At 37.4% G+C, this 22,658-nt stretch carries 20 protein-coding genes; 8 read left to right on the plus strand and 12 right to left on the minus strand.

Going from position 1 to position 22,658, the window contains the following annotated elements:
- Positions 1-4 precede the first annotated feature (4 nt).
- The gene (sppA, locus tag DPV97_RS03675; RefSeq protein WP_070714640.1) at positions 5-1,867 is read left to right on the plus strand and encodes a signal peptide peptidase SppA; all 1,863 of its coding nucleotides are present in this window, start codon (positions 5-7) and stop codon (positions 1,865-1,867) included.
- Between the two features lie 60 nt (positions 1,868-1,927).
- On the opposite strand, the gene DPV97_RS03680 is transcribed toward sppA, so the two are convergent.
- The 6 genes from DPV97_RS03680 to DPV97_RS03705 all read right to left on the minus strand — a co-directional run bounded on the left by DPV97_RS03680 (position 1,928) and on the right by DPV97_RS03705 (position 8,359).
- Positions 1,928-2,860, minus strand: a complete 933-nt coding sequence (locus DPV97_RS03680) for a bile acid:sodium symporter family protein (protein WP_070714638.1) — start codon at positions 2,858-2,860, stop codon at positions 1,928-1,930.
- Positions 2,861-2,954: 94 nt separating this feature from the next.
- A complete protein-coding gene (locus tag DPV97_RS03685; RefSeq protein ID WP_070714636.1) occupies positions 2,955-3,758 on the minus strand; it encodes a peptide ABC transporter ATP-binding protein in 804 nt (267 codons plus the stop codon).
- Positions 3,758-4,813 (minus strand): peptide ABC transporter ATP-binding protein, encoded by a 1,056-nt coding sequence (locus tag DPV97_RS03690; protein WP_111382889.1) that lies wholly within the window; start codon positions 4,811-4,813, stop codon positions 3,758-3,760. Before DPV97_RS03690 ends, DPV97_RS03685 begins: the two co-directional genes overlap by 1 nt.
- Positions 4,814-4,816: 3 nt before the next feature.
- Positions 4,817-5,704: an ABC transporter permease subunit gene (locus DPV97_RS03695; protein ID WP_049374292.1), complete on the minus strand. Its 888-nt coding sequence runs from the start codon at positions 5,702-5,704 to the stop codon at positions 4,817-4,819.
- Positions 5,694-6,659: an ABC transporter permease gene (locus DPV97_RS03700; protein ID WP_070714633.1), complete on the minus strand. Its 966-nt coding sequence runs from the start codon at positions 6,657-6,659 to the stop codon at positions 5,694-5,696. The genes DPV97_RS03695 and DPV97_RS03700 overlap by 11 nt, the downstream gene beginning before the upstream one ends.
- A complete protein-coding gene (locus DPV97_RS03705) occupies positions 6,659-8,359 on the minus strand; it encodes an ABC transporter substrate-binding protein (RefSeq protein WP_070714632.1) in 1,701 nt (566 codons plus the stop codon). The genes DPV97_RS03700 and DPV97_RS03705 overlap by 1 nt, the downstream gene beginning before the upstream one ends.
- A gap of 88 nt (positions 8,360-8,447) precedes the next feature.
- Between DPV97_RS03705 and DPV97_RS03710 the strand changes: the two genes are divergently transcribed.
- Both DPV97_RS03710 and sodC read left to right on the plus strand, forming a co-directional pair.
- A complete protein-coding gene (locus DPV97_RS03710) occupies positions 8,448-9,857 on the plus strand; it encodes a YcjX family GTP-binding protein (protein ID WP_070714630.1) in 1,410 nt (469 codons plus the stop codon).
- 108 nt (positions 9,858-9,965) lie between these two features.
- Entirely contained in the window at positions 9,966-10,526 is a 561-nt protein-coding gene (gene sodC, locus DPV97_RS03715) for a superoxide dismutase family protein (RefSeq protein WP_005695896.1), read from the plus strand.
- A 47-nt stretch (positions 10,527-10,573) separates the two neighbouring features.
- On the opposite strand, the gene DPV97_RS03720 is transcribed toward sodC, so the two are convergent.
- The 4 genes from DPV97_RS03720 to DPV97_RS03735 are packed head-to-tail and all read right to left on the minus strand — an operon-like array spanning position 10,574 to position 12,872.
- Positions 10,574-11,119 carry a hypothetical protein gene (locus tag DPV97_RS03720; protein WP_049362886.1) on the minus strand — a complete coding sequence of 182 codons (546 nt, stop codon included), beginning with the start codon at positions 11,117-11,119 and terminating at the stop codon, positions 10,574-10,576.
- A gap of 22 nt (positions 11,120-11,141) precedes the next feature.
- Positions 11,142-11,420, minus strand: coding sequence for a heavy-metal-associated domain-containing protein (locus DPV97_RS03725; protein WP_005628994.1), 279 nt, complete (start codon positions 11,418-11,420; stop codon positions 11,142-11,144).
- A gap of 8 nt (positions 11,421-11,428) precedes the next feature.
- Positions 11,429-11,791 carry a mercuric transporter MerT family protein gene (locus tag DPV97_RS03730; protein ID WP_021034842.1) on the minus strand — a complete coding sequence of 121 codons (363 nt, stop codon included), beginning with the start codon at positions 11,789-11,791 and terminating at the stop codon, positions 11,429-11,431.
- Complete coding sequence (locus DPV97_RS03735; RefSeq protein ID WP_070714628.1) at positions 11,766-12,872, minus strand: transglutaminase-like domain-containing protein; 1,107 nt, start codon at positions 12,870-12,872, stop codon at positions 11,766-11,768. Before DPV97_RS03735 ends, DPV97_RS03730 begins: the two co-directional genes overlap by 26 nt.
- 181 nt (positions 12,873-13,053) lie before the next feature.
- On the opposite strand from DPV97_RS03735, the gene DPV97_RS03740 reads away from it, so the two are divergent.
- Positions 13,054-14,121 carry a TIGR01620 family protein gene (locus tag DPV97_RS03740; protein ID WP_070714625.1) on the plus strand — a complete coding sequence of 356 codons (1,068 nt, stop codon included), beginning with the start codon at positions 13,054-13,056 and terminating at the stop codon, positions 14,119-14,121.
- 49 nt (positions 14,122-14,170) lie between these two features.
- Here the strand turns inward: DPV97_RS03740 and prfB are convergent.
- Positions 14,171-15,269 (minus strand): peptide chain release factor 2 gene (prfB, locus tag DPV97_RS03745; RefSeq protein ID WP_111382890.1). Its coding sequence is split into 2 segments (ribosomal slippage): positions 14,171-15,193 and positions 15,195-15,269, totalling 1,098 coding nucleotides; the frame shifts between segments, so codons are not numbered across the junction.
- A 128-nt stretch (positions 15,270-15,397) separates the two neighbouring features.
- Here prfB and dsbC point away from each other — a divergent pair.
- The 4 genes from dsbC (at position 15,398) to DPV97_RS03765 (ending at position 19,319) form a co-directional block, all read left to right on the plus strand.
- Complete coding sequence (gene dsbC, locus DPV97_RS03750; protein WP_070714622.1) at positions 15,398-16,084, plus strand: bifunctional protein-disulfide isomerase/oxidoreductase DsbC; 687 nt, start codon at positions 15,398-15,400, stop codon at positions 16,082-16,084.
- 101 nt (positions 16,085-16,185) lie between these two features.
- Entirely contained in the window at positions 16,186-17,910 is a 1,725-nt protein-coding gene (gene recJ / locus DPV97_RS03755; protein ID WP_070714620.1) for a single-stranded-DNA-specific exonuclease RecJ, read from the plus strand.
- Between the two features lie 48 nt (positions 17,911-17,958).
- Positions 17,959-18,630 (plus strand): thiol:disulfide interchange protein DsbA/DsbL, encoded by a 672-nt coding sequence (locus DPV97_RS03760; RefSeq protein WP_243585058.1) that lies wholly within the window; start codon positions 17,959-17,961, stop codon positions 18,628-18,630.
- Entirely contained in the window at positions 18,630-19,319 is a 690-nt protein-coding gene (locus DPV97_RS03765) for a 5'-methylthioadenosine/adenosylhomocysteine nucleosidase (protein WP_005695911.1), read from the plus strand. The genes DPV97_RS03760 and DPV97_RS03765 overlap by 1 nt, the downstream gene beginning before the upstream one ends.
- Positions 19,320-19,416: 97 nt before the next feature.
- Here the strand turns inward: DPV97_RS03765 and DPV97_RS03770 are convergent, their stop codons facing one another.
- Positions 19,417-22,284: a TonB-dependent receptor domain-containing protein gene (locus DPV97_RS03770; protein WP_049376258.1), complete on the minus strand. Its 2,868-nt coding sequence runs from the start codon at positions 22,282-22,284 to the stop codon at positions 19,417-19,419.
- Positions 22,285-22,658 lie beyond the last annotated feature (374 nt).

Here is a 22,658-nt window from a genome sequence, read left to right on the forward strand (position 1 = left end):
TCGCATGAATGTCATTTTAAGCGTATTGAAATTTTGTTGTAAAGCACTCAATTTTATCCGAAATCTTGTGATGAATTTTGTGTTCTTACTATTTGTTTTATCGTTGATTGTGCTTGTCAGCCTTTTTAGTGATGGTAAGAAAAACCAAGTTTTATCGGGCGATCAAGGCGCATTATATTTAAATTTAACAGGCTATCTTGCAGATAACACGGAAGATATGCTGAGTTGGCAAGAGGAATTTCAACGTTTAAATAATGAAAAAGTCTCTTATAAATATTCCACTTTTGATGTGGTGCAAAGTATTTTATCTGCGAAAGACGATGAACGAATTCGTGGTTTAGTGTTGAATTTAAATGACTTTGAAGGGGGCGATCTTCCATCATTAGAGTATGTAGGAAAAGCGATTCAAAGTTTCAAAGAGTCAGAAAAGCCGGTTATTGCTTATGCCGACAATTACACGCAGGCACAATATTTCCTTGCGAGTTTTGCGGATGACATTTATCTCAATCCAATTGGGCAAGTTGGTATTCAAGGTTTGCGTCAGGAAAATCTTTACTTTAAATCTATGCTCGAAAAACTTGAAATTACACCTCATATTTTCCGTGTAGGGACTTATAAGTCCGCGGTAGAACCATTCTTGCGTGATGATATGTCGCCAGAAGCAAAAGCGAATATGCAAAAATGGCTTGGTGGCATGTGGCAAAACTATATGCAAACATTAATGGTTAATCGTCATATTACTGCCAATGATGTATTACCGAATGCTCAAAAATACATTAGTGATTTAAAAGCATTAAAAGGTGATGAAACGGCTTATGTGAAGAAACGTCAGTTAGTGACACAGTTTGCGACAAGATTGGATTTAGATAAAAAATTGACCGCGCTTTTTGGGCAAGGTGAAGAAGGCAAAGCCAAATTAGTGGATTTTGAAGATTATTTATCTGATTTAGGCGATCGTTTCTCTGTTGATCCAAATGAAAAAAATATTGTTGCGGTAGTGAATGTCGAAGGGACAATTATTGATGGTGAAAGTGATGAAGAATCTGCAGGTGGCGATACTATTGCGAAGTTATTAAGACAGGCCTACGATAACGAGAAAGTGAAGGCTGTTGTTCTCCGTGTTAACTCACCGGGTGGCAGTGCATTTGCCTCTGAAATTATTCGCCAGGAAACTGAAAATCTTCAAAAAGCAGGCAAACCTGTTGTAGTATCAATGGGGGGCATGGCAGCTTCTGGTGGTTATTGGATTTCTTCAACTGCCGACTATATCGTGGCTGATAAAAATACGATTACAGGCTCAATCGGGATTTTTGCACTATTCCCAACCTTTGAAAATACAATCAAAAAAATGGGAATGAGTACCGATGGCGTAGCGACAACAGATCTCGCAGAAACGTCAGCGTTGAGTCCATTGGGTAAAAATACTCAGGATATTTACCAACTTAGTATTGAAAATGGTTATGATCGTTTCTTAGATGTAGTAAGCCGTGGGCGTCAATTATCAAAAGATAAAGTGGATAAAATTGCTCAAGGCCAAGTTTGGTTAGGACAAGATGCACAGAAAAATGGCTTAGTCGACGAATTAGGTGATATTGATATAGCCATTGATAAAGTGGTCGCGCTAGTCAATCAACATCCTGATAAATACATGGATAATTTTAGTGTGCAATGGTTGGTTGATGAAGATAATAGCTTCTTAGCTAAATTAGATCGCAAGCTTAAACAAAAAGGCCAAGCGTTACTGACAAATTGGTTAGGATTACCACAGGAAGTGCATCAAGTGAAAAAACAACTGAATGTGTTAACCAAATTTAATGATCCAAAAGGGCAGTATTTATATTGTTTAAATTGTGGTTCGGTTAAGTAAAACAATAAAATGTAAAAAGGGCAGAATATAATTTCCGCCCTTATTTTTTGCCCAAATCGCTTATTTTTCATTTTTGATATTGGAGAAAATATTTGCCAAAATTGGACCTGATACATTGTGCCAGAAACTAAATAAAGCACTTGGTACCGCTGCAATTGGGTTGAAATGTGCGGCAGCCAGTGCGGCTCCTAAACCTGAGTTTTGCATACCCACTTCAATTGCCACCGCTTTGCTATCTGCAGTATTAAGTTTAAATAATTTCGCTGCAAAGTAACCAATTAAATAGCCTAAGCAGTTATGTAAAACCACTACGCTGAAAATTAATAGGCCTGATTCTACGATTTTATCTTTACTTACTGCTACTACCGCTGCCAGGATTAAGACGATAGAGATAACAGAGACTAATGGCATAGTTTGGCTTGCTTGCTCCACTTGTTTTTTGAAGAGTGCACGAACAACTAAACCTAAGAAAATTGGGAACAATACCATTTTTAATACAGACATAAACATTGCACCTGCATCAATATCTAACCATTGGCTTGCTAATACATAGAAAATGGCAGGGGTTAATACTGGTGAAAGTAAGGTTGAGATAGTGGTACAAGCAACAGAAAGCGCGGTGTTACCTTTCGCTAAATAAGTCATTACGTTTGATGAGGTCCCGCCTGGGCAAGAACCCACAAGAATCACACCAACTGCTAAATCAGCAGGCAAATCAAAGGCTTTGGCTAATCCAAATGCAATAGCAGGCATAATGATAAATTGACCCGCTACACCAATAAATACAGATTTAGGATGTTTAGCCACTTCACTGAAATCAGCAAAAGTTAAGGTAATCCCCATGCCAAACATTACCAAACCTAAAAGGTAAGGAATGTAGGGGGCAAAAATTTTAAATTGCGCCGGGAATAGAAAGGCGAGAAGAGCAAAAACAATCGCCCATAGTGCGAAAGTTTTGCTCACAAAGTTAGTGAGTTTTAATAATGCTTGCATAGTTGCTTTCCTATTTTGTTAAAAAGAATGAAAGAGCGGTCAATTTTAAAGACGTTTTTTTGAGATGTCTATGCCAAACTTGTTTGATAGAGAATTAGGAAGTGGTGGTTTGCCAAGCATTTTCATCAAGCAATTGACCAAAATGGCTTTCTACAAGAAGGCGAGTAATATTGTTTTGAGGATTGGTGAAAATCTCTCTTGGTGTACCTGATTCGATAATTTCACCTTCATCCATAACTAGCACCTGATCCGCAATATGTTTGATAATCCCTAAATTTTGTCCAACATAAATATAGGAAATACCTAAATGTTCTTGCAAATCTAAAATTAGATTAAGCAATTGAATACGCACTGAGGCATCTAAGGCACTCAATGCATCATCAATAATAATGATCTCAGGTTGAAGAATCAGTGCACGAGCTAAGGCGATCCGTTGTTTTTGACTGACCGAAAGATGTTTGATTTTCAGATTCGTGTAATCAGGATAAAGCCCTACCAGCGAAAGTGTTTCAAAGATCTTTTCATTACGAGTCTCCTCATCCCAATCGGTAATTAATCGCAGTGGTGCATCTAAGGCTTGTCCAATATTTAGACGCGGATTAAACGCTGAATTAGCATCTTGGAAAACCATTCTGATGTGCTGCGCACGATAGTGAAAATCTTCAAATTGTAACGGTAAATCATTAAATAAGATTTTTCCCGAAGTTGGGAGAGTAATCCCTGCAATCATTTTAACTAAGGTCGATTTACCTGAGCCATTTTTCCCGATAATTGCAAGCGTTTCTTTATGGTTAAGCGTAAAGCTGACGTCTTTTACCGAATAAAACTGCTCGGAGCCAAAAAGCTTGGCTGGTTCATCAAAGGTTTTATTGAGATTTTCCACTTTTAATAATGGCATTATTCGTTTCCTTTTGATTCAGTATTAAGCGTAAGCGGTGAAGTTGCAATTTTATCTTTAAACTGCCGTTCTCGGAGATTAATCGGATGATGGCAGGAAAACTCATGCTGTTTAATGCGATATCGGCTTGGTTTTTGAATACATTCACGCTGAGCAAAAGGACAACGTGGCCCTAAACGACAACCAATAGGCATTTGTTCTAAAATTGGCACAGTGCCTTCTAGAGTCCCTAATTTGCTTTTAAAACCTAGGGGACGACTAAAATCTGGAACAGAATAAAGCAATGCTTGCGTATAAGGATGATGGGGCATTTCTAATATTTGGTCAGTCGGACCAGACTCGGTATTTTGCCCACAATAAAGGACGGAAATGCTATCACACCATTCGCTGACACTTTTAAGATCATTACTGGCTAATAAAATTGTCATACCTTGGTTTTGATTCATACTTGAAAGCAAGCGGAAAATTTGCAAGGCTGTGATAGATTCCAAAGAATTAGTGGGCTCATCCGCAATTAATAGGCGTGGTTGATTCGCCACTGCCACGGCGATCATCACTTTTTGCCCTTCACCTTCAGTGAGATCATCTGGATAACTTGCCATAATATCTTTGTGGTCTTTAATCCCTACACGGTGTAGTAATTCAATTGCGCGACGTTTTTTCCAACCAAACCATTGCCACCAACGACCTTTAAAGGTCCAGTTTGGAATACTTTGGATCAGCTGTTTACCAATTTTTCGACTTGGATCGAGGCTGCTTAATGGATTTTGGAAGATCATTGAAATTTCTTTTCCAACGATTTTTCGGCGTTGATTAGGCGTCAGTTTTAGTAATTCAACATCATTAAAACGAAAACGGTCAGCGGTGACAATCCAGTTTTCTTTGATGGAATTACTGATCACTTTAGCGATTAAACTTTTACCGGAGCCTGATTCACCGACAAGCCCTAGAATTTCCCCTTCATTAAGCGAAAGATTGACGCCGTCCACAATTTTTATGCGGCCGTTTGTTGTTTGAATTTCAATATTAAGATTGCGAATATCTAACAGCGCCATGGGTTACTCGTAATATTTATTGATTGCTTGACACAATCCGTTAGTAAAAATAATGCTTAATAAAATGGTAAAAATAATAGCAAAACCAGGTAATAAAACAGTCCAAGGCGCAAGATAAATTAACTCCAGTGAGTCTTTTATCATTGCCCCCCATTCTGGCATAGGGCGTTGCGCACCAAGAGAAATAAAACTTAGTGCTGTGATATCTAAAATTGCGACCACAAATGCGCGAGCGATTTCTTGCGTATAGATGGCACTAATATTCGGCAAAATTGTGGTTTTTAATAGCTCCCAGTTTGAAATCCCATCTAATCTTAGTAAGAGAACATAGTCTTTCTTCAGCTCTTGTTGGATGGCTTGATAAATGGCATGCACAAAATACGGCAAAATGGCTAGTAGAGTAGCAAACATCGCATTCATTAAGCTTGGTTCCATTAACGTGGAAATGATAATGGCAATCAGCAAAATAGGGATAGATAAAAAAGCATCAAAAAAATGGCCTAAAAAACGCGCTTTAATCCCGTCAGACATACCCGCAAGAATACCTAGTGCGCCCCCAATAATTGCCACAGCGATAACCACCAAAAGGGATGAACCAAGAGTGTATTGTGTCCCCATGATTAATCGACTGAGTACATCTCGACCAAGATCATCCGTACCAAAGAAAAAGGCTATACGACCTTTTTCTACCCAAGATGGTGGCATTAATTCTTCTCCTACAAACTCCATGCTTTCGCTATAAGGCATGATTAGCTTCGGGAAAAGAGCGACCAAAATCAGGATAAAAAATAAGTAGAAACTAAATAATGCCACACGATTTTGGCGGAAAAGCAACCAAATTTGCAAGAGGGAGGTGCTTTCACGAAATTCATCAGGTTCTCTATCTTGCATACCAGCCCTTCTTATTAAATGGATCTAACATAAACATCAGCGACTTGGCTAAGGTATCAATAATGATGATGCAAACACCGATCACTACGACACCAGCCGAAATACTGTTGTAATCTTGTTGGGTTACGGCATCAATCAGCCAACGCCCGATTCCTGGCCAACCTAAAACGTTTTCTACCAACATACATTGTGTTAATACTAAGGTAAATACGCGAGTAAGCTGTGGAATCAATAATGGAAATGTATTACGAAAAACGTAACGTTTTAAAATCGTCCATTTAGACCATCCACGTGTTACTGCTGCTTTTGCATATTCTTGTTGAAGTAAATAATCAGCTCGTTGCTGAATGATTCGGATAAATTCCATTGTCGGCAGAATACAAAGCACTAATGTCGGTAAGGCTAAATGCTGTAAAACGTTTTGTATGATTTTGGTTCGGTAAGGGACATCAACAAACCACATGTCAATGCTAGGGAAGCCTGTGATAGGTTTGATTTCATAGAGTAAATTATACTGCCCGATGGCTGCAATCTCCCAGCTTTGAATTGCGGCCACATAGAGTAAAATCGGGGCAAACCAGAAAATAGGAATAGACAAACCAACATTAGAGATACTTTGCAATGCGCGTGCACAAGGACGATGATTATAGACCGCATTTAATACGCCGAGAGGAATACCTAAGATGCAAGCCAATAAAAGTGCGGTAAAACAGAGTTCTAATGTGGGTGGTAATACAGTAAAAATTAAATCTTTTAACGATTCTCCGCCGTTATAGGTAATCCCTAAATCGCCCTGTAACAATGATGTAAGGTAATGATAATAAGCACTATAAATGTTGTTTGTGATAAGATCAGCATTGAGTGGATCTCGCATTAAAATCACAAAACTTAATATGGATAAAATCAATAATAAAATGCTTACCCAAATAACATAACGAATTGCTGAAAAGAGCATTATTTTTTCTCCTTATTTTTCATGAAATACAAGGTAGAAAAATTGATGCTACCAAATGGGGTCATCTCAATTCCTTTTACATTACCACGTGCGACTAAAAGTCGTTTTACGTTTGCAATTGGCACAATAGGTAATTCGTTTAAAATGAGCTCTTGCGCATTGTTATACGCTTTAGACCGTTCATATAAATGATTGGTGGATAGTGCGCGATCCATCATATTATCGAATTCAGGGTTACACCAATTGGATAGATTAGTGATTTCCTTTTGTGTATCACAACTTAAAATCGGGCGCATAAAACCGTCAGGATCAAGATTTCCAGCAAGCCAACCCGTTAAGATTAAATCGTAATCTTCAGTCCCTTTGCGTAATTGTTCGATTAAAAACGTGCGTGTTACTGACCGCACTTTAACATCCACTCCCGCTTTGGCTAAATCCCATTTGATGAGCTCTGCCATTTTAATTGGTGCAGGGTTATATACTTGCTCTTCGTTTATTACCCACATTTTTAACACAAGTTTTTTATCACGTAACGTTTTTTCCGCTTCAGAGGGCTGATAATCATAAGAAAAATCAGGCGTATTAATCGCAGAAGCCCAAGAAATATCAGGAATAATATTATTCGCTACGGTTGCTGTATTGTGGTAAATATTTCTCACAATTCTAAAACGGTTTAAGCTTTGCGAAATGGCTTGACGAATAGTTTTATTCTGCATTAATGGCTTTTGGAAATTGAAAGCCAAATAGGCCAAGTTCATTCCATCCGTAGATTGCAGATAGTAGCGATCATCTTTTTCACTTAACAAGCCGAGTTGGCTGACTTCGGGATAAGACGCGATTTGACATTCATTATTAAAGAATTTAATTAAACGTCCTGTGCGATCCGCAGAAAGATCCACAATAATATTTTCAATTTTGGCTTTCTTTTCCCAATAAGCTTCATTGCGTATCAAGCGAACATATTGGTTATAAACGTAATCTTTCACTTGATAAGGGCCCGTGCCAACGGGGTGAGTGTCCAATTGGGTAAGGTTATCATCGGCACTTAATTGATACGCATATTCTTGCGAGAAAATAATGGAATATTGACTGGCAAGATGCGACAGAATTGAGGCATCGGGTTCAAATAGCTCAATCTTGACCTGATAAGGGTTTGTTGCCGTGATGCTTTTAATTTTTTGATTCAGCTTAATACTTTCAAAATACGGAAAGTGTACCTTTTTGGCTTGCTCGTGGAAGATTCTATATTGTGGATTTTTATAAGTTACCACATCATCTGAGAGTGTTGGCAGATAAGTATCATGTCCTAAAACACGATTAATCGAAAAGACCACATCTTCTGCATTAAAGTCACGAGTTGGTGTAAACCACGGAGTACGATGAAATTTCACTCCTTTACGAAGATTAATAAGAATTTCTTTGCCATCAGATGAAATTGAATAGGATTGTGCTAATACTGGAACAAGTGCAGCACTATGGTCTTTAATATCAAACAATTTGTTATAAATTTGCTCCGTTACTACATTCATACTGGTACCAGCATCGGCAGTTTGCGGGTTAAAGGAAAAACCCGATGCATTCGTGCAGTATGTTAAGCCGTTTTCTGTCAGCATTTTGGGTATGCTTGGCGCGGCTTGTGCCAGATTAATTTGGCTCAACCCACACAATAAAAAACAAAAAGTGACATTTCGACGTAACATAGCTTTATTATTAAAGACCGTTTTGTGATAAATTGAGTGAATTGTAAAATATCTTGGCAAAAATGGCTAGTTATTGGATTTTTAGGATATGTTTAAATCAATTAATCGGGAAATTAATCAAATAATCAATCGTGGATTTGACCGCACTTTACGTTTGGCTGTGACAGGGCTAAGTCGAAGCGGTAAAACAGCGTTTATTACGAGCTTAATCAATCAATTGTTACATATTAATCAAGAGAAAAATACACATCTTCCTTTATTTGAGGCTGCCCGAAATCAATCTATTTTAGCGGTAAAACGTGTGCCTCAGCAGGATTTAAGTATTCCACGTTTTGATTATGAAGCGAATCTCAATGATTTAATGAATAATCCTCCACAATGGTGCCAATCTACTCGAGGCGTGAGTGAAACACGTCTTGCTATTCGTTTTGAACGCCAATCTGGCTTACTTCGCCATTTTAAAGAACGTGGCACATTATACTTGGATATTTTTGATTATCCTGGTGAATGGCTATTGGATTTACCTTTGCTGAATTTAGATTTTCAACAATGGTCACTTGAACAAGCCAAAATTACATCAGGTATTCGTCAACAGTTTGCTCAAGATTGGTTGGATGAATTGAAAAAGCTAGACCTAAGTGCGGTCGTCAATGAAGATGTTTTAGCGCAGATTGCAAAATCTTACACCGATTATTTACTTGTTTGCAAAGCAGAAGGAATGCAATTTATTCAACCAGGACGATTTGTCTTGCCTGGAGAATTAGAAGGTGCACCTGTTTTGCAATTTTTTCCGTTATTGCATTTGTCGGAAGAACAATGGCAAAAACTGAAAAGAGAAGCGAAATCTAATAGCTATTTTGCCGTGTTGAATAAGAGATATGATTATTATCGTAATAAGGTGGTGAAAGGCTTTTATGAAAATTATTTTTCTACTTTTGATCGCCAAGTAATTTTAGCGGATTGCTTAACGCCACTAAATCATAGTCAACAAGCCTTTATCGATATGCAAACAGGGCTTAATCAGCTTTTCAAAAATTTCCATTATGGCAAACGCAATTTACTCAATCGTTTGTTTTCCCCGAATATTGATAAGCTCATGTTTGTGGCAACAAAAGCCGATCATATCACGACAGATCAAATTCAAAACTTAATTAGTCTGATGCGCCAATTGGTACAAGAGGGCGGTCGTCATGTTGAGTTTGAAGGGATTGATACAGAATACACGGCAATTGCTGCGATTCGAGCGACAAAACAAGTTTTAGTTAATCAAAACGGTAAACAAATCAAAGCTATTCAAGGGGTACGTTCTGTAGATAAACAACTGATTACGCTTTATCCGGGAACAGTACCAAGTAAACTACCTAATGCAGAGTACTGGTCAAAACAATCTTTTGATTTTGATTCCTTTGAACCTCAAGTTTTACAACAGGGTGAAAGCATCCCGCATTTAAGAATGGATGCAGTATTGCAGTTTTTATTGGCGGACAGATTTGATTGATAGAAAAATTAAATCAATTTAATTGTCAAATATTTAATATAAATACTATTTTTTTATTGGTATTTAGGTAGAATTAATTTGAGTCTTTCTAAAGTAAAGGAGCTTATGATGAAAATGAAAACTCTCTTAGCATTAGCTATCAGCGGAATTTGTGCTGCTGGCGTGGCAAATGCACATGACCATATGGCAAAACCAGCAGGTCCTTCAATCGAAGTAAAAGTACAACAATTAGATCCTGCAAATGGTAACAAAGATGTAGGGACTGTAACCATTACTGAATCAAATTATGGTTTAGTGTTTACACCAAATCTACAAGGTTTAGCTGAAGGTTTACATGGTTTCCACATTCATGAAAATCCAAGCTGTGATCCAAAAGAAAAAGACGGTAAATTAACAGCAGGTTTAGCGGCTGGCGGTCACTGGGATCCTAAAGGTGCAAAACAACACGGTTACCCATGGCAAGATGATGCACACTTAGGTGATTTACCTGCATTAACTGTATTACATGATGGCACTGCAACTAACCCTGTTTTAGCTCCACGTCTTAAAAAATTAGATGAAGTTCGTGGTCACTCTATTATGATTCACGCGGGTGGTGACAACCACTCAGATCATCCAGCTCCACTTGGTGGTGGCGGTCCACGTATGGCTTGTGGCGTGATTAAATAATTCGATTGTTCTAAACGAAAAGTGCGGTGAATTTTCACCGCATTTTTTTATGGTATTCTCCGACTGCCAAGGCTCTCACTGTTTCTTTCAATTTCTTTACTTTCTTGTTCATTTAAAATTTCATAAACGTGATATGAATTAATAATCTCATAATCTTTTCCTGCATGAGCTACAAACTTACTTGAACTTACATGTTCGTAACAAGTTTTAAAAAACCATGCCTCATCACAATATATACTTTTTGTATTTGGTAAGATTACTTCACTCTCAGCTGGTATAATAAATTCCCGATAACTTTTTTCTGCATATTTTTTGTAAAGCTTAGGTTTATTTGGCATGCCAAGAGAAATAATCTCCTTATCTGCTACATATCCATCAAGTAGAAATACTTTAAAGCCATATTCTTTATATTTTCCATTCTCTACTACTTTGAAATTCGTATATGATTGTCGTTGCTCCCCTTTTTCTCGTTCGAGAATGACTCTAATTCTTGCATGTTTTTGTGGGTTGTATTGAGTTATAGGTGGTCTAGTTACAATTTCAGCACAGCCAATGATAAGAAAGCTTAAAAATAAAATGAGATAATTTTTCATACTTTTTAGATAAGTGTATAATTTATTTAACCACTTCCGCTGTATATTCCAATTTATGAATTGCATTAATCAATTGCTCATCAGGAACTTTTGGATCTTCTACAACAGTCACAGTTCTATCTTTAATGGAGGCTTTAGTGGAAATCACGCCATCAATATTTCGTAACTCTTTATTCACTAAGTAAGCGCAAAGCTGGCAATTCATTTCTTTTACTTTTAGCACAATTTGTTTGGTTTCATTCGCATGAGCGAAAGAAATGGCAAACAGCGAAAGTAAAAGTGCGGTACATAATTTCTTCATTTTTATTCCTAATTAGCTAACTCTAAAATCCAAGGCAAAATTGTTGGATAAGTTAAGAAAAAAATCATCACGATAAAGACAATCCAATATAAAACAATGAGCTTTTTACGGGAAATGTATTTGCTGCAAATGATTTTTTTGGAAAACATTAGCAACCAAAAGCCGTAGGCAAAGGCGCATAATGAAACGATAAGCATAGGAATGCGTAAATAATCATATTCACCTAAGCCAATTAACCATGTGGATGACACGCCAAATACTAAATAGATTAAAGGCGCAATACAGCACAAGGTTGATGCCACCGCAGCACTTAGCGCGGTGGCAATCGCAACCCAAAAAGATTTATTAGAGCTTTTTAGAGACGTAGTCATATTTAAATTCTTTTGGATCAAATGAATTTAACGGGTCACCACCGATTTCGGCATACGGATAGCCAAAGTTATTGAGTGGGGCAAGTTCTGGTTGCGGATATAAATCGAAGTCACGAGCATGGTTAAAGCCAACCCAGTTTGCTTCCCAGTTACCGAATAAGTATTTGGCAACGGCTTGTGTATCCTTATCGTCAACAGATTTTTTCTCTGCTAAACGCATTTTTGCTACGTCTGCAGAATCAACAGGTACCCAGCCGAATCCTGCAAGATAGAATTCAGCACGACAGTGCTGACCACCACTTACGTTTGCTACGCCATGTTCGTCCGCACTACCGAATGCACCTTTGGAATATTTGCCCATTTTATCCGCCGCACCTAAACGAATACCAAAAATTTCACGGGCAGGAATACCGCTGGCTCGAGCAAGTGCAACGAAAACAGAGTTAATATCAGTACATTTGCCTTTTAACACACCAGTGGTCAGAATTTTTTCTACATCACCATCGCCACAGCCCAAAACAGAATTATCACGTTCCATATTGTTGACGATCCATTGGTGAATCAACTCTGCTTTTTTCAATGGATTAGTTTCAGTGCCTACAATTTTATCGGCGAACTGTTTCACAATACCATCAGTTTTAATATGTTGAGTTGGTTTTAAATATTCTTGTACATCAACAGAATAGTGAACATCTTTTGGTGGCTTGTAATTTTCTAATGCACCTTTAACCATAGGTTCACGATCTTTGGTTTCAATCACCATTGTGATTTTTAAATCGCGTTTTTGTGCATCTTTATCCCAAGTTGCAAAGAGCGTTTTCGCACCATATTTGTTGTTTTCTGTCACATAGGCATCCAAATAGTTACCTTCAAAATGGATAGATTTTACCTGCTGATACTCGCCATTAAACGGTAAAGGCACCCACAGATTCGCTTGTCCTTGCGAACCTTTGGGTGCAACTAAGTCATAAGTTTGAGTAAATTCATACAGATGAGAATCGGTATTGTAGTTTGGAATGTCGGTATTGGCGTAAGCCATGGAACATGCGGAGAGCACCGCAGTGGCGATAAGTTTCTTCATGAAAAGATCCTTCTAGTTAGTTAACAGTTAAAACTTAACACATTAGATAAACTAATTGTGGACAATGGTTATAGTAGCTCATTTTATTTTCTAGTCAATATTGCTTTTTTATTTCAGCCATTTAAGATTTGCTAAAGAAATTCGAAGTAAAATACCGTTTCTATTTTTATTGGACAGAATAATGACAAAACAAATTTTCACACAATCCCAACAAGTCGAAGAGGAAGAAATTCTGCCTAAGCAGGAATTTTATAATGTTGAAACAACTATCGATAATGAACCTTTAGAAGGGGAGTTGTTGAACGAGCAATTTGAGCAAATTGTGAAGCCTAAATGGAGTGGTTGGAAAACGGCTTTGAAATTGACCGTACTTTTATTTTTAGGGGCAACGGTTGCGCAATCTGTTCAATGGATTTGGGATAGTTATCAAAATCAGCAATGGATTTACCTTGCTTTTGCCTTGGTGAGTTTTGTGGTGGTTGTGTTTGGTTTATCTGAAATCATCGCAGAATGGCGACGTTTGGTGAAACTCAAAAAGCGTTTGAATTTACAAGAACAAAGTCAGCGATTAATAGGTGAAAGTGCGGTTAAAAATCATCAAGTTTTTTCTGAACAGGATAGCGAGAAAGGAAGAGCCTTGTGTTTATCGATTGCCTATACCTTAAAATTGGATTCGCAACATCCCGCAATAGTCCAATGGGAAAAACAGTTGAATGAAAGTTATTCAGCTCGTGAAGTTACCTATTTATTTAGTAAGACAGTGTTACAGTCTTTTGATAAAAAAGCGAAAAAACTGATTACTAAAATGGCAGCAGAATCCGCAGTGATTGTGGCAATCAGTCCTTTAGCCCTTATTGATATGTTTTTTATTGCGTGGCGCAATATTCGTTTAATCAATAAAATTGCAGCGATTTATGGGATTGAGCTAGGATATTTTACTCGTCTTCGTTTGCTCAGAATGGTGTTCGTGAATCTTGCTTTTGCTGGTGCAACGGAGATTGTGCAGGATTTAGGCATGGATTGGCTTTCACAAGATATTACCGCGAAGCTTTCTGCACGAGCAGCACAGGGGATCGGCGTGGGATTATTGACGGCTCGATTGGGCATTAAGGCTATGGAGTTTTGTCGCCCACTGGCATTTGAAAAGTCGGAAAAACCAAAGCTTTCTCATGTGCAAAAAGAATTGCTCACGGTGATGAAAGATACGGTGCTAGGCAAGAATAAAGTGAAAGAAAAAGAAGAAGTGTAATAAAAAAGTGCGGTTAAAATTGACCGCACTTGTTGTATAAAGGATATGATTAAAGTCCCGCTTTCAAGCTTGCTTCAATAAAGCGATCGAGATCGCCATCCAGTACGGCTTGTGTATTACGATTTTCAACGCCTGTGCGGAGATCCTTAATACGTGCATCATCTAACACATAAGAACGAATTTGGCTACCCCAACCGATATCAGATTTATTATCTTCCATCGCTTGTTTGTCTGCATTTTTCTTTTGTAACTCAAGCTCATACAATTTCGCTTTTAACTGCTTCATGGCTTGATCTTTATTTTTGTGTTGAGAACGATCGTTTTGACATTGCACGACAATCCCACTTGGCATGTGAGTAATACGCACCGCACTTTCAGTTTTATTGACGTGCTGACCTCCCGCACCAGATGCACGATAAACGTCAATACGTAAATCAGCCGGATTGATTTCAATATCAATATCATCATCAATTTCAGGGTAAACGAAAGCCGCTGAAAATGATGTATGGCGACGGTTATTAGAGTCGAATGGACTTTTGCGTACTAAACGATGAATACCGGTTTCCGTACGTAACCAACCGAAAGCATATTCGCCACTGACACGAATCGTCGCTGATTTTAAACCTGCGACATCGCCATCCGAGACTTCCATTAATTCTGTTTTAAAGCCTTTACTTTCAGCCCAACGAAGGTACATGCGAAGTAACATTTCCGTCCAGTCTTGTGCTTCTGTACCACCAGATCCAGCTTGTAAATCGACATAACAATCACACGCATCGTGTTCACCGCTAAACATGCGTCTGAATTCTAATTTTGCGAGTTGTTGTTCAAGCTCATTTAATTCAGCAACGGCTTCATTGAAGGTCTCTTCATCTTCCGCTTCAACTGCTAATTCAAGTAGTCCTTCAACATCTTCTAAACCTTGTTCTAAATTCTTGATGGTATCAACTACTTGTTCAAGTGAAACGCGCTCTTTCCCAAGCGCTTGAGCTTTTTCAGGTTCGTTCCATATATCGGGTTGTTCTAATTCGGCATTCACTTCTTCTAAACGCTCAACTTTTGCGTCAAAGTCAAAGATACCCCCGAAGCACAGAAGTGCGCTCGGAAAGTTCGGTGATTTTGTTTTTGATTGGATTGATTTCAAACATAATAAATAAACCTCTATAAACGGTAGAAGTATAAGTCATTTTCAGTTTTTTGGGTAGTTTAGCTTGCACAAATTATCGATCCATTTATAATTCTACTCTTCGTTGTTTAGATATATTTAGGAATAAAAATGAAGAAATTATTAACCGCACTTTTAATCACTGTTTCAGCCACAGCTATGGCGAGTGATGCTGAGATTAAATCGAAGTTACAGGCGTTAGGTGCAAAAAATATTGAAGTGAAAGATTCACCGGTAAAAGGCCTTAAAACAGCCGTGACTGATCAAGGCATTTTATATGTGAGCGAAAATGGTCAATATGTTTTGCAAGGCAAAATGTATGAATTAACAAATAAAGGCCCGGTTGATGTAGCGGGTAAGTTTTTAGCGGATAAAGTGAATGCGTTAAAAAACGAAATGATCATTTATCCTGCAAAAAATGAAAAATATGTTGTGACTGTATTCATGGATATCACTTGTCATTATTGCCATATTCTTCATCAACAACTGAAAGAATATAATGATTTAGGTATTACTGTTCGTTATCTTGCATTCCCACGTGGTGGAATGAATGAAACCGCTCGTCAAATGGAAGCAATTTGGACGGCAAAAGATCCTGTATTTGCATTGAATGAAGCAGAAAAAGGTAACTTACCGAAAGAATTGAAAACCCCTAATATTGTAAAAAAACACTATGATTTAGGTGTACAACTTGGAGTGAAAGGTACGCCAAGTATTGTGACTTCAACAGGTGAAATGCTTGGCGGGTATTTAAAGCCTCAAGATTTATTAGCTGTGTTACAAGAATCAGCACAATAATTATTAGTAGTGAGGGCGTATTGTATGCGCCCTTAAAATATTCATGTCATCAAAGTACATATCGAATGTTCCTTTAATGTAATTTTAAATAACGAAACACCGTGAAAAAACTCATTAAACGTCGTGAAATTCCTGGCGGAAATCCTGTTTCAGATAATACATTACTCGATCGTCTCTATCGTTCTCGTCATATAAAAAATAGTCAAGAATTAGACCGCACTTTGCAATCAATGCTAAATCCCAATCAATTATACGGTATTCAACAAGCCGTGAATTTATTGGTTGATACTTATCAACAGCAACAAAAGATTGTTATCGTCGGCGATTTTGATGCTGATGGGGCAACCAGTACGGCGCTTTCAGTGTTAGCTTTATGTATGCTTGGCTTTACTGATGTGGAATACCTAGTGCCAAATCGTTTTGAGCAAGGCTATGGTTTGAGTGTACCTGTTGCTGAGATGGCAATGGAAAAAGGTGTGCAGTTATTGATGACGGTGGATAACGGGGTATCGTCTTTTGAGGGCGTGGCGTATTTAAAAGAGCAGGGGGTGAAGGTGTTAATTACCGATCATCACTTGCCACCAGAAATATTGCCGAATGCAGATGCCATTGTTAATCCAAATTTGCAACAATGTGATTTCCCCTCAAAATGTTTAGCCGGCGTAGGCGTAGCATTCTATTTAATGCTCGCTTTACGTGCCAAATTTCGCGAGTTGGGCATTTTTACGGCAGAAACACAACCTAATTTTACTGAGCTACTGGATTTAGTCGCGCTCGGTACAATTGCAGATGTCGTTCCCCTTGATCAAAATAACCGCATTTTAGCCCATCAAGGGTTGATGAGAATTCGTGCGAAACGTTGTCGACCAGGAATTATTGCTCTCGCTGAAGTGGCTAATCGAGAAGTCGAAAAACTTTGCTCGGCTGATTTGGGCTTTGCGATTGCACCCCGTTTAAATGCAGCGGGTCGATTAGATAATATGTCTGTCGGTGTGGAGTTATTACTTGCAGAAAGTATGCAAGAAGCAAGAGCTCAAGCCTTGGATTTAGACAGTTTAAATCAGGCTCGAAAAGAAATTGAGCAAGGCATGAAGTTAGAGGCCTTAGAAATTTGCCGAAATCTAACTGCACTTTCTGATGAATTACCGATGGGGATAGCCTTATTTCAGCCAGATTGGCATCAAGGCGTATTAGGCATTGTAGCTTCTCGAATCAAAGATCAATATCATCGACCCGTTATTGCTTTTGCACAAGATCAAGAAGGCATTTTAAAAGGTTCGGCGCGTTCAATTGAAGGCTTGCATATGCGCGATGTATTAGAGCGTATTCATTCCCAACATCCTGATATGATTTTAAAATTTGGCGGTCATGCCATGGCTGCAGGATTAAGCATTAAAGAAAGCTTTTTCCCTGATTTTCAAAAGATTTTTAATCAAACGGTGCAAGATTGGTTAAATGAAGATCAATTACAAGGTGTGATTTGGACGGATGGCGAACTTCAATCAAATGAATTTAGTATTGAAACAGCAAAAGTGATAAAATCTGGCGGGCCTTGGGGACAAGCTTTTCCTGAGCCTGTTTTTGATGGTGAATTTAAAATTTTTGAGCAACGCGCGATCGGGCAAAATCAAAATCACTTAAAAATGCTTGTAGAGCCTAAAAATGGTGGTCCATTATTAGATGCCATTGCGTTTAATATCGATACTCGGTATTATCCCGATTTGTCGATTAAGCAGGCAAAATTTGCTTATAAGTTAGAAATTAATGAGTTTCGTGGAAATCGAAACGTCCAATTATTAGTCGATTATATTGAACCAATTGGTTAATTTATGAAAAAAGTTTGGCAGAATAAATTATTAAAAGGATCCTTTGCAATGATATTGCTGAGTGTGACGAATGTCGCATTCGGCAATATCAGTGCAAAGGATTTTTCTGCTAAAAATCCACCACACTTGCCGCCAGAGAATGTCGTACAGTTTGAAGACGGTAGAGATTATTTTTCATATCAAGAACCTATTGAGCAGATTAGAAGAAGTGATAGTAGAATTCCTATCCAATTTTTCTTTGATTACGACTGTCGGGTTTGTTCTTCAGCTCAAGATATCTTGCAACTTTATAGCCAAATTCGCCCTAATAAGGTGGAATTAGAAGAATATCCTGTCGCCACGAATGAGGCTAGATTTTCAGCGACAATATTCTATACATTACAGCGTTTAAAAGTGGGCGAGTTATCGGATACGCTGTTATTTGAAACTTCTGAAAAGGCGCGTTATACCGAATTATCTACATTAGATAAGATGCGTGAATGGGTAATCTCGCAAGGAATTAGTAAAGTTGAATTTAACAAAGTTGTGCATTCTTCAGAAGTGAAAAAGGATGTAAGTAACGCTATTAATTTGACGGAAGAATATGGTGTTTTTACTTTTCCTTATGTAGTTATAGGTGGGAAATATGTTCTCACCGCAAGTACGCTGTATAACGATGATTATGGAGTGGCAGTATTAGATTTCTTAGTGAATAAACTCGAACAAGAAAGGAAAAATTAATGAAAATCGGGATTGTTGGTGCAATGGCACAAGAAGTGGAGATTTTATCCCAATTAATGACAGATAAAAAAGAGACAAAAGTTGCAAGTGCGGTCATTTTTGAAGGCAAAATTAATGGCAAAGAGATCGCGTTATTGCAATCTGGGATTGGTAAAGTCGCGGCAGCTATTGGTACCACAGCTTTATTACAATTGGCTAAACCGGATGTGGTTTTAAATACGGGCTCAGCGGGTGGTGTTGCGAAAGGCTTAAAAGTGGGGGATATCGTTATTTCAGATGAAACCCGATATCACGATGCCGATGTGACAGCTTTTGGCTATGAAAAAGGTCAATTACCTGCAAATCCAGCTGCTTTTCTTTCAGATAAACAATTAGCAGATTTAGCCGATGAAATTGCCCAATCACAAGGACAAAATGTAAAACGCGGTTTAATTTGCTCTGGTGATAGTTTTATTAATAGCGAAGAAAAAATTGCTCAAATTAAAGTTGATTTCCCAAATGTGACTGCAGTAGAAATGGAAGCCACGGCGATTGCGCAAGTTTGTCATGCCTTTAACGTACCTTTTGTGGTCGTTCGGGCAATTTCGGATGCAGGCGATGGCGAAGCGAGTATGTCTTTTGAAGAGTTCTTACCGTTAGCTGCAAAACAGTCTTCGGCATTAGTATTAGGGATGATAGACAGACTGTAGTAATAATCTTTTAATAAGATAATAAATTCTAAAATTGAATCATAAACATTATTTAAAAAGGCATAGTTAATTGACTATGCCTTTTTATATAAACCCATTAGAATTTATAGTTTAAACTAAAAATATAAGTTCTTCCTCGTGCAAAATTGTAAAGCACAGATTTATCTTTTATTCCGTTATCGCAAGTATCATTTTTGCTACAAATGGAATCATTTAAGCTTGAATAATAGCGTTGAGATGCCGCATCGTTGCCAGAATCTAAAGGATCAACATAACGTTTATCTAGTAGGTTTTGTACTTCAGCTTTGATAATCAAATCTTTGATAGGTTCGTAACTTATATGCAAATCTAAAATAATTGGTTGTTTATTAATTTCTTCTGTTTTCTTAATTGCATAATAAGTTCTTTCATGACTAGTATTTAATTCAAATTCAGAGCCGTTAATATATTCTTCTTGAATGGTTGCTCGTTTGCTTTTCCCATAGTAACGAGCTGCGATACCAACAGTTAATTTTTGATCAAACCAGCGAGAGCCAAGTTCTAATCTTCCATAATCTTTAGGTAACATTGAGATACGAGATAGACCATAACCTTGTTTTAGAATGTCATCTTTTGATGCGTTGTTAGGACGTGGACTTGCATCTGCATAATTGGTTGGTTGATTTGTTCGTTGGTATGCATAAGACAGATTTGCAAAGAAACGTCCCATGTCATAGTTAATTTCTAACTCGACGCCGCTCTTTTTCACAATAGGCTTATAATTTTGATGAGCAATGGTAAATCTAAATCCATTATCAGCAGCCCAGTCAGGAACAACGCCATCTCTCCACCATACACCATATACATTATGAATATAATTTTTGATGAAACTACGATATCCCACTAGTTTTAAACCTAGAACATCTTCTTCTGTAAAAACAGCTTTTTTATAGGTGTTAAACCCTAGTTGATAAGTTTCTGCTCGCTCAGGTTTTAATGCCGTATTTACGCCAACATCAGATACTTGAGAGAAGAACATTTCTTGAATATTTGGCATTCTATGTGTGCGCGAATAGGTGAAAAACGGCATAAAATAATCATTGATATCCGCGCTAAGCGTTGCTGAGTGGTTTATCGCTGTTTTATGTCCTGATTTATGCAAAATCGGTTCATTAATTTGTGTTGGTGTATTTTCATAACCTACATACTCACCGTTAAATGCATAATGCGTAAAATTGACACTATAGTCTAAATGGTAAATTCCTTTAGAAAGTGCGGTATCAAAATAAACAGTTTTAAATTGTTGTTTACCAGAAGGTTGTAAGATCACTGAACGTTGTGGTAATCCGCTTTTGCTTCCTTGGAAGCGACCTAAATAACTATAGTTTCCTTGGGAGTGTGATTCATTGTTATAAAACAAACTTAATTCTTCTGGAAAACGGTTTTTACTATACTCATTAATAAAGTAGTTAAAGCCCAATGTGGTTTTTAAATCGATTTCTTTTGGCAATAAAAAAGTATAGCTATTGTTAATATCAATAATATTTGCCACATTCTTCGTAATTAATTTATCTTCTACTTGCCAACCAGAAAAGAATGCACCTTTAGGATAAATGGTTTTACCCAAGTTGTGTGCTACCATCAAATTGAGATCAAGATAGCGATTATTATTAAAATTATAATTTAATTGATAATTACGATTTTCAATTTTTCGAGAACCAATTTTATTATCGAGGGTACGAATTTGTGCACCTAAATTATGGCGATCATCACCATATTCAAATTTTAATAAATGGCTACGAGAACGAGATTGCAAACTGCCAGGCTCAATAGGGGCAACACTGTATTGATCCTTATTACGTTCAAATGAGTTATTTGTTGAATCCACATCATTTTGTAATTCGGGGATATCTTTGGGAGGCACACCATTTTCTAATTCTCTCAGAATTTTTTTTCTAGTTTCATTTTTATAAGTATTAAGTTGATAGCTAGATGTATTGTAACGAGGTTCGTTAGGCGTATCTTCTTCACTAATATAATCATAATTTTCTTCTTTTCTTTCTACTCGAGTAATACATCCTGGTGTTCTTGTTTCAGTCACTCCAGTCAATTCATCTGTAGTTGTAATTGGATCTGTATTTCCGTTAAATGTTGGGGTTGGCGCATTGCAAGACCAATGATTTTTGTTTAAATCGGGAGTCCATTGTCCTGTAGAATTTAAAGTATAACCGGCATTATGGAAATAAGCTTCTTTTTCTTTGGCAAGAATATCTTGCCCAAGTGTAGCTAATCGTTCTCCTCCACCGATACGATAATCTTGTGAGACTTCACGTTGACTATAGCCATATGCCACACCGACATACCCTCCATTATCAAGCCATTTTCTGCCTGCAGCTGTGGTCATAAAATTCGACTTAGTTTCATTGCTACCAGCCATACCTTTAACAACTAAACCAAAAGGTCTATCATCCGTGATAATATCGTTAACCCCCAATGTTCTAAAATTAGCACTACCAGACAATGTGTTTATACCGCTGGAACCTGAGAAATTGCTTTTATTGATATCGACACCAGCAATGAAATTAGGATCTATCGCGGCACCAAATTGAGAGTTACCGCCTGATTGACCTGAATCCATTGAGGTAGAATAAAAAGTTTGCGTTACGCCATCAACCATAGTATTGACTCGACCTAACCCATTTTCGCCACGAATATTCACAGAAACTACGCCAGAGCCTTTATCTTGTTGAGTAAAAGCACCTGGGATACTTCGAATAACTTGATCGATAGTTTGGGTTTCTTTAAAAATATGCTCTCGGGTGCTTTTTGCTTTCGCTTCCGTAAAAGGTTTTTTATCATTAGCCACATTTTTTTCGACCACATTTATTTGATCGAGTATTTCTTCTGTTTGAGCTTCAGCAATATTAATATTCATTGCATTTATTAGGCAAAATGTAACTAAGTTTAATTTTATTTCTTTCTTCATTTGTTATCCCCTTCTTTTTTGAGAAAGATTCTTATTATCCTCTTTGGTGTGAGAGAATTCAAGGGATGAGATCATGAAATTTATATAAGAATTAAAGAATAATTTTCATGTTATATATGATGAAATTTTTAATTCTTCTTTTTTTGTTGAAAACATAATAACGATTATTGAGGTTTTTCTTTTTATCGGTGGCGTTTGCCTTGACATTATAGGAGAGGATTAAGAGCTGATATTTTTTCTTTAAATTTTATATGAATTATCAATGTTTATTTAGAATTGTGATAGGTGATTATTTTTAACATTTGGCAAAAGAATCTTTAGTGAAATAAATTATTTGTGTCTATAATATATCGGTTTTTGAAAAGTAAAAGGAT

The organism is Haemophilus parainfluenzae (assembly GCF_003253005.1).
Classification (GTDB): Bacteria; Pseudomonadota; Gammaproteobacteria; order Enterobacterales; family Pasteurellaceae; genus Haemophilus_D; species Haemophilus_D parainfluenzae_M.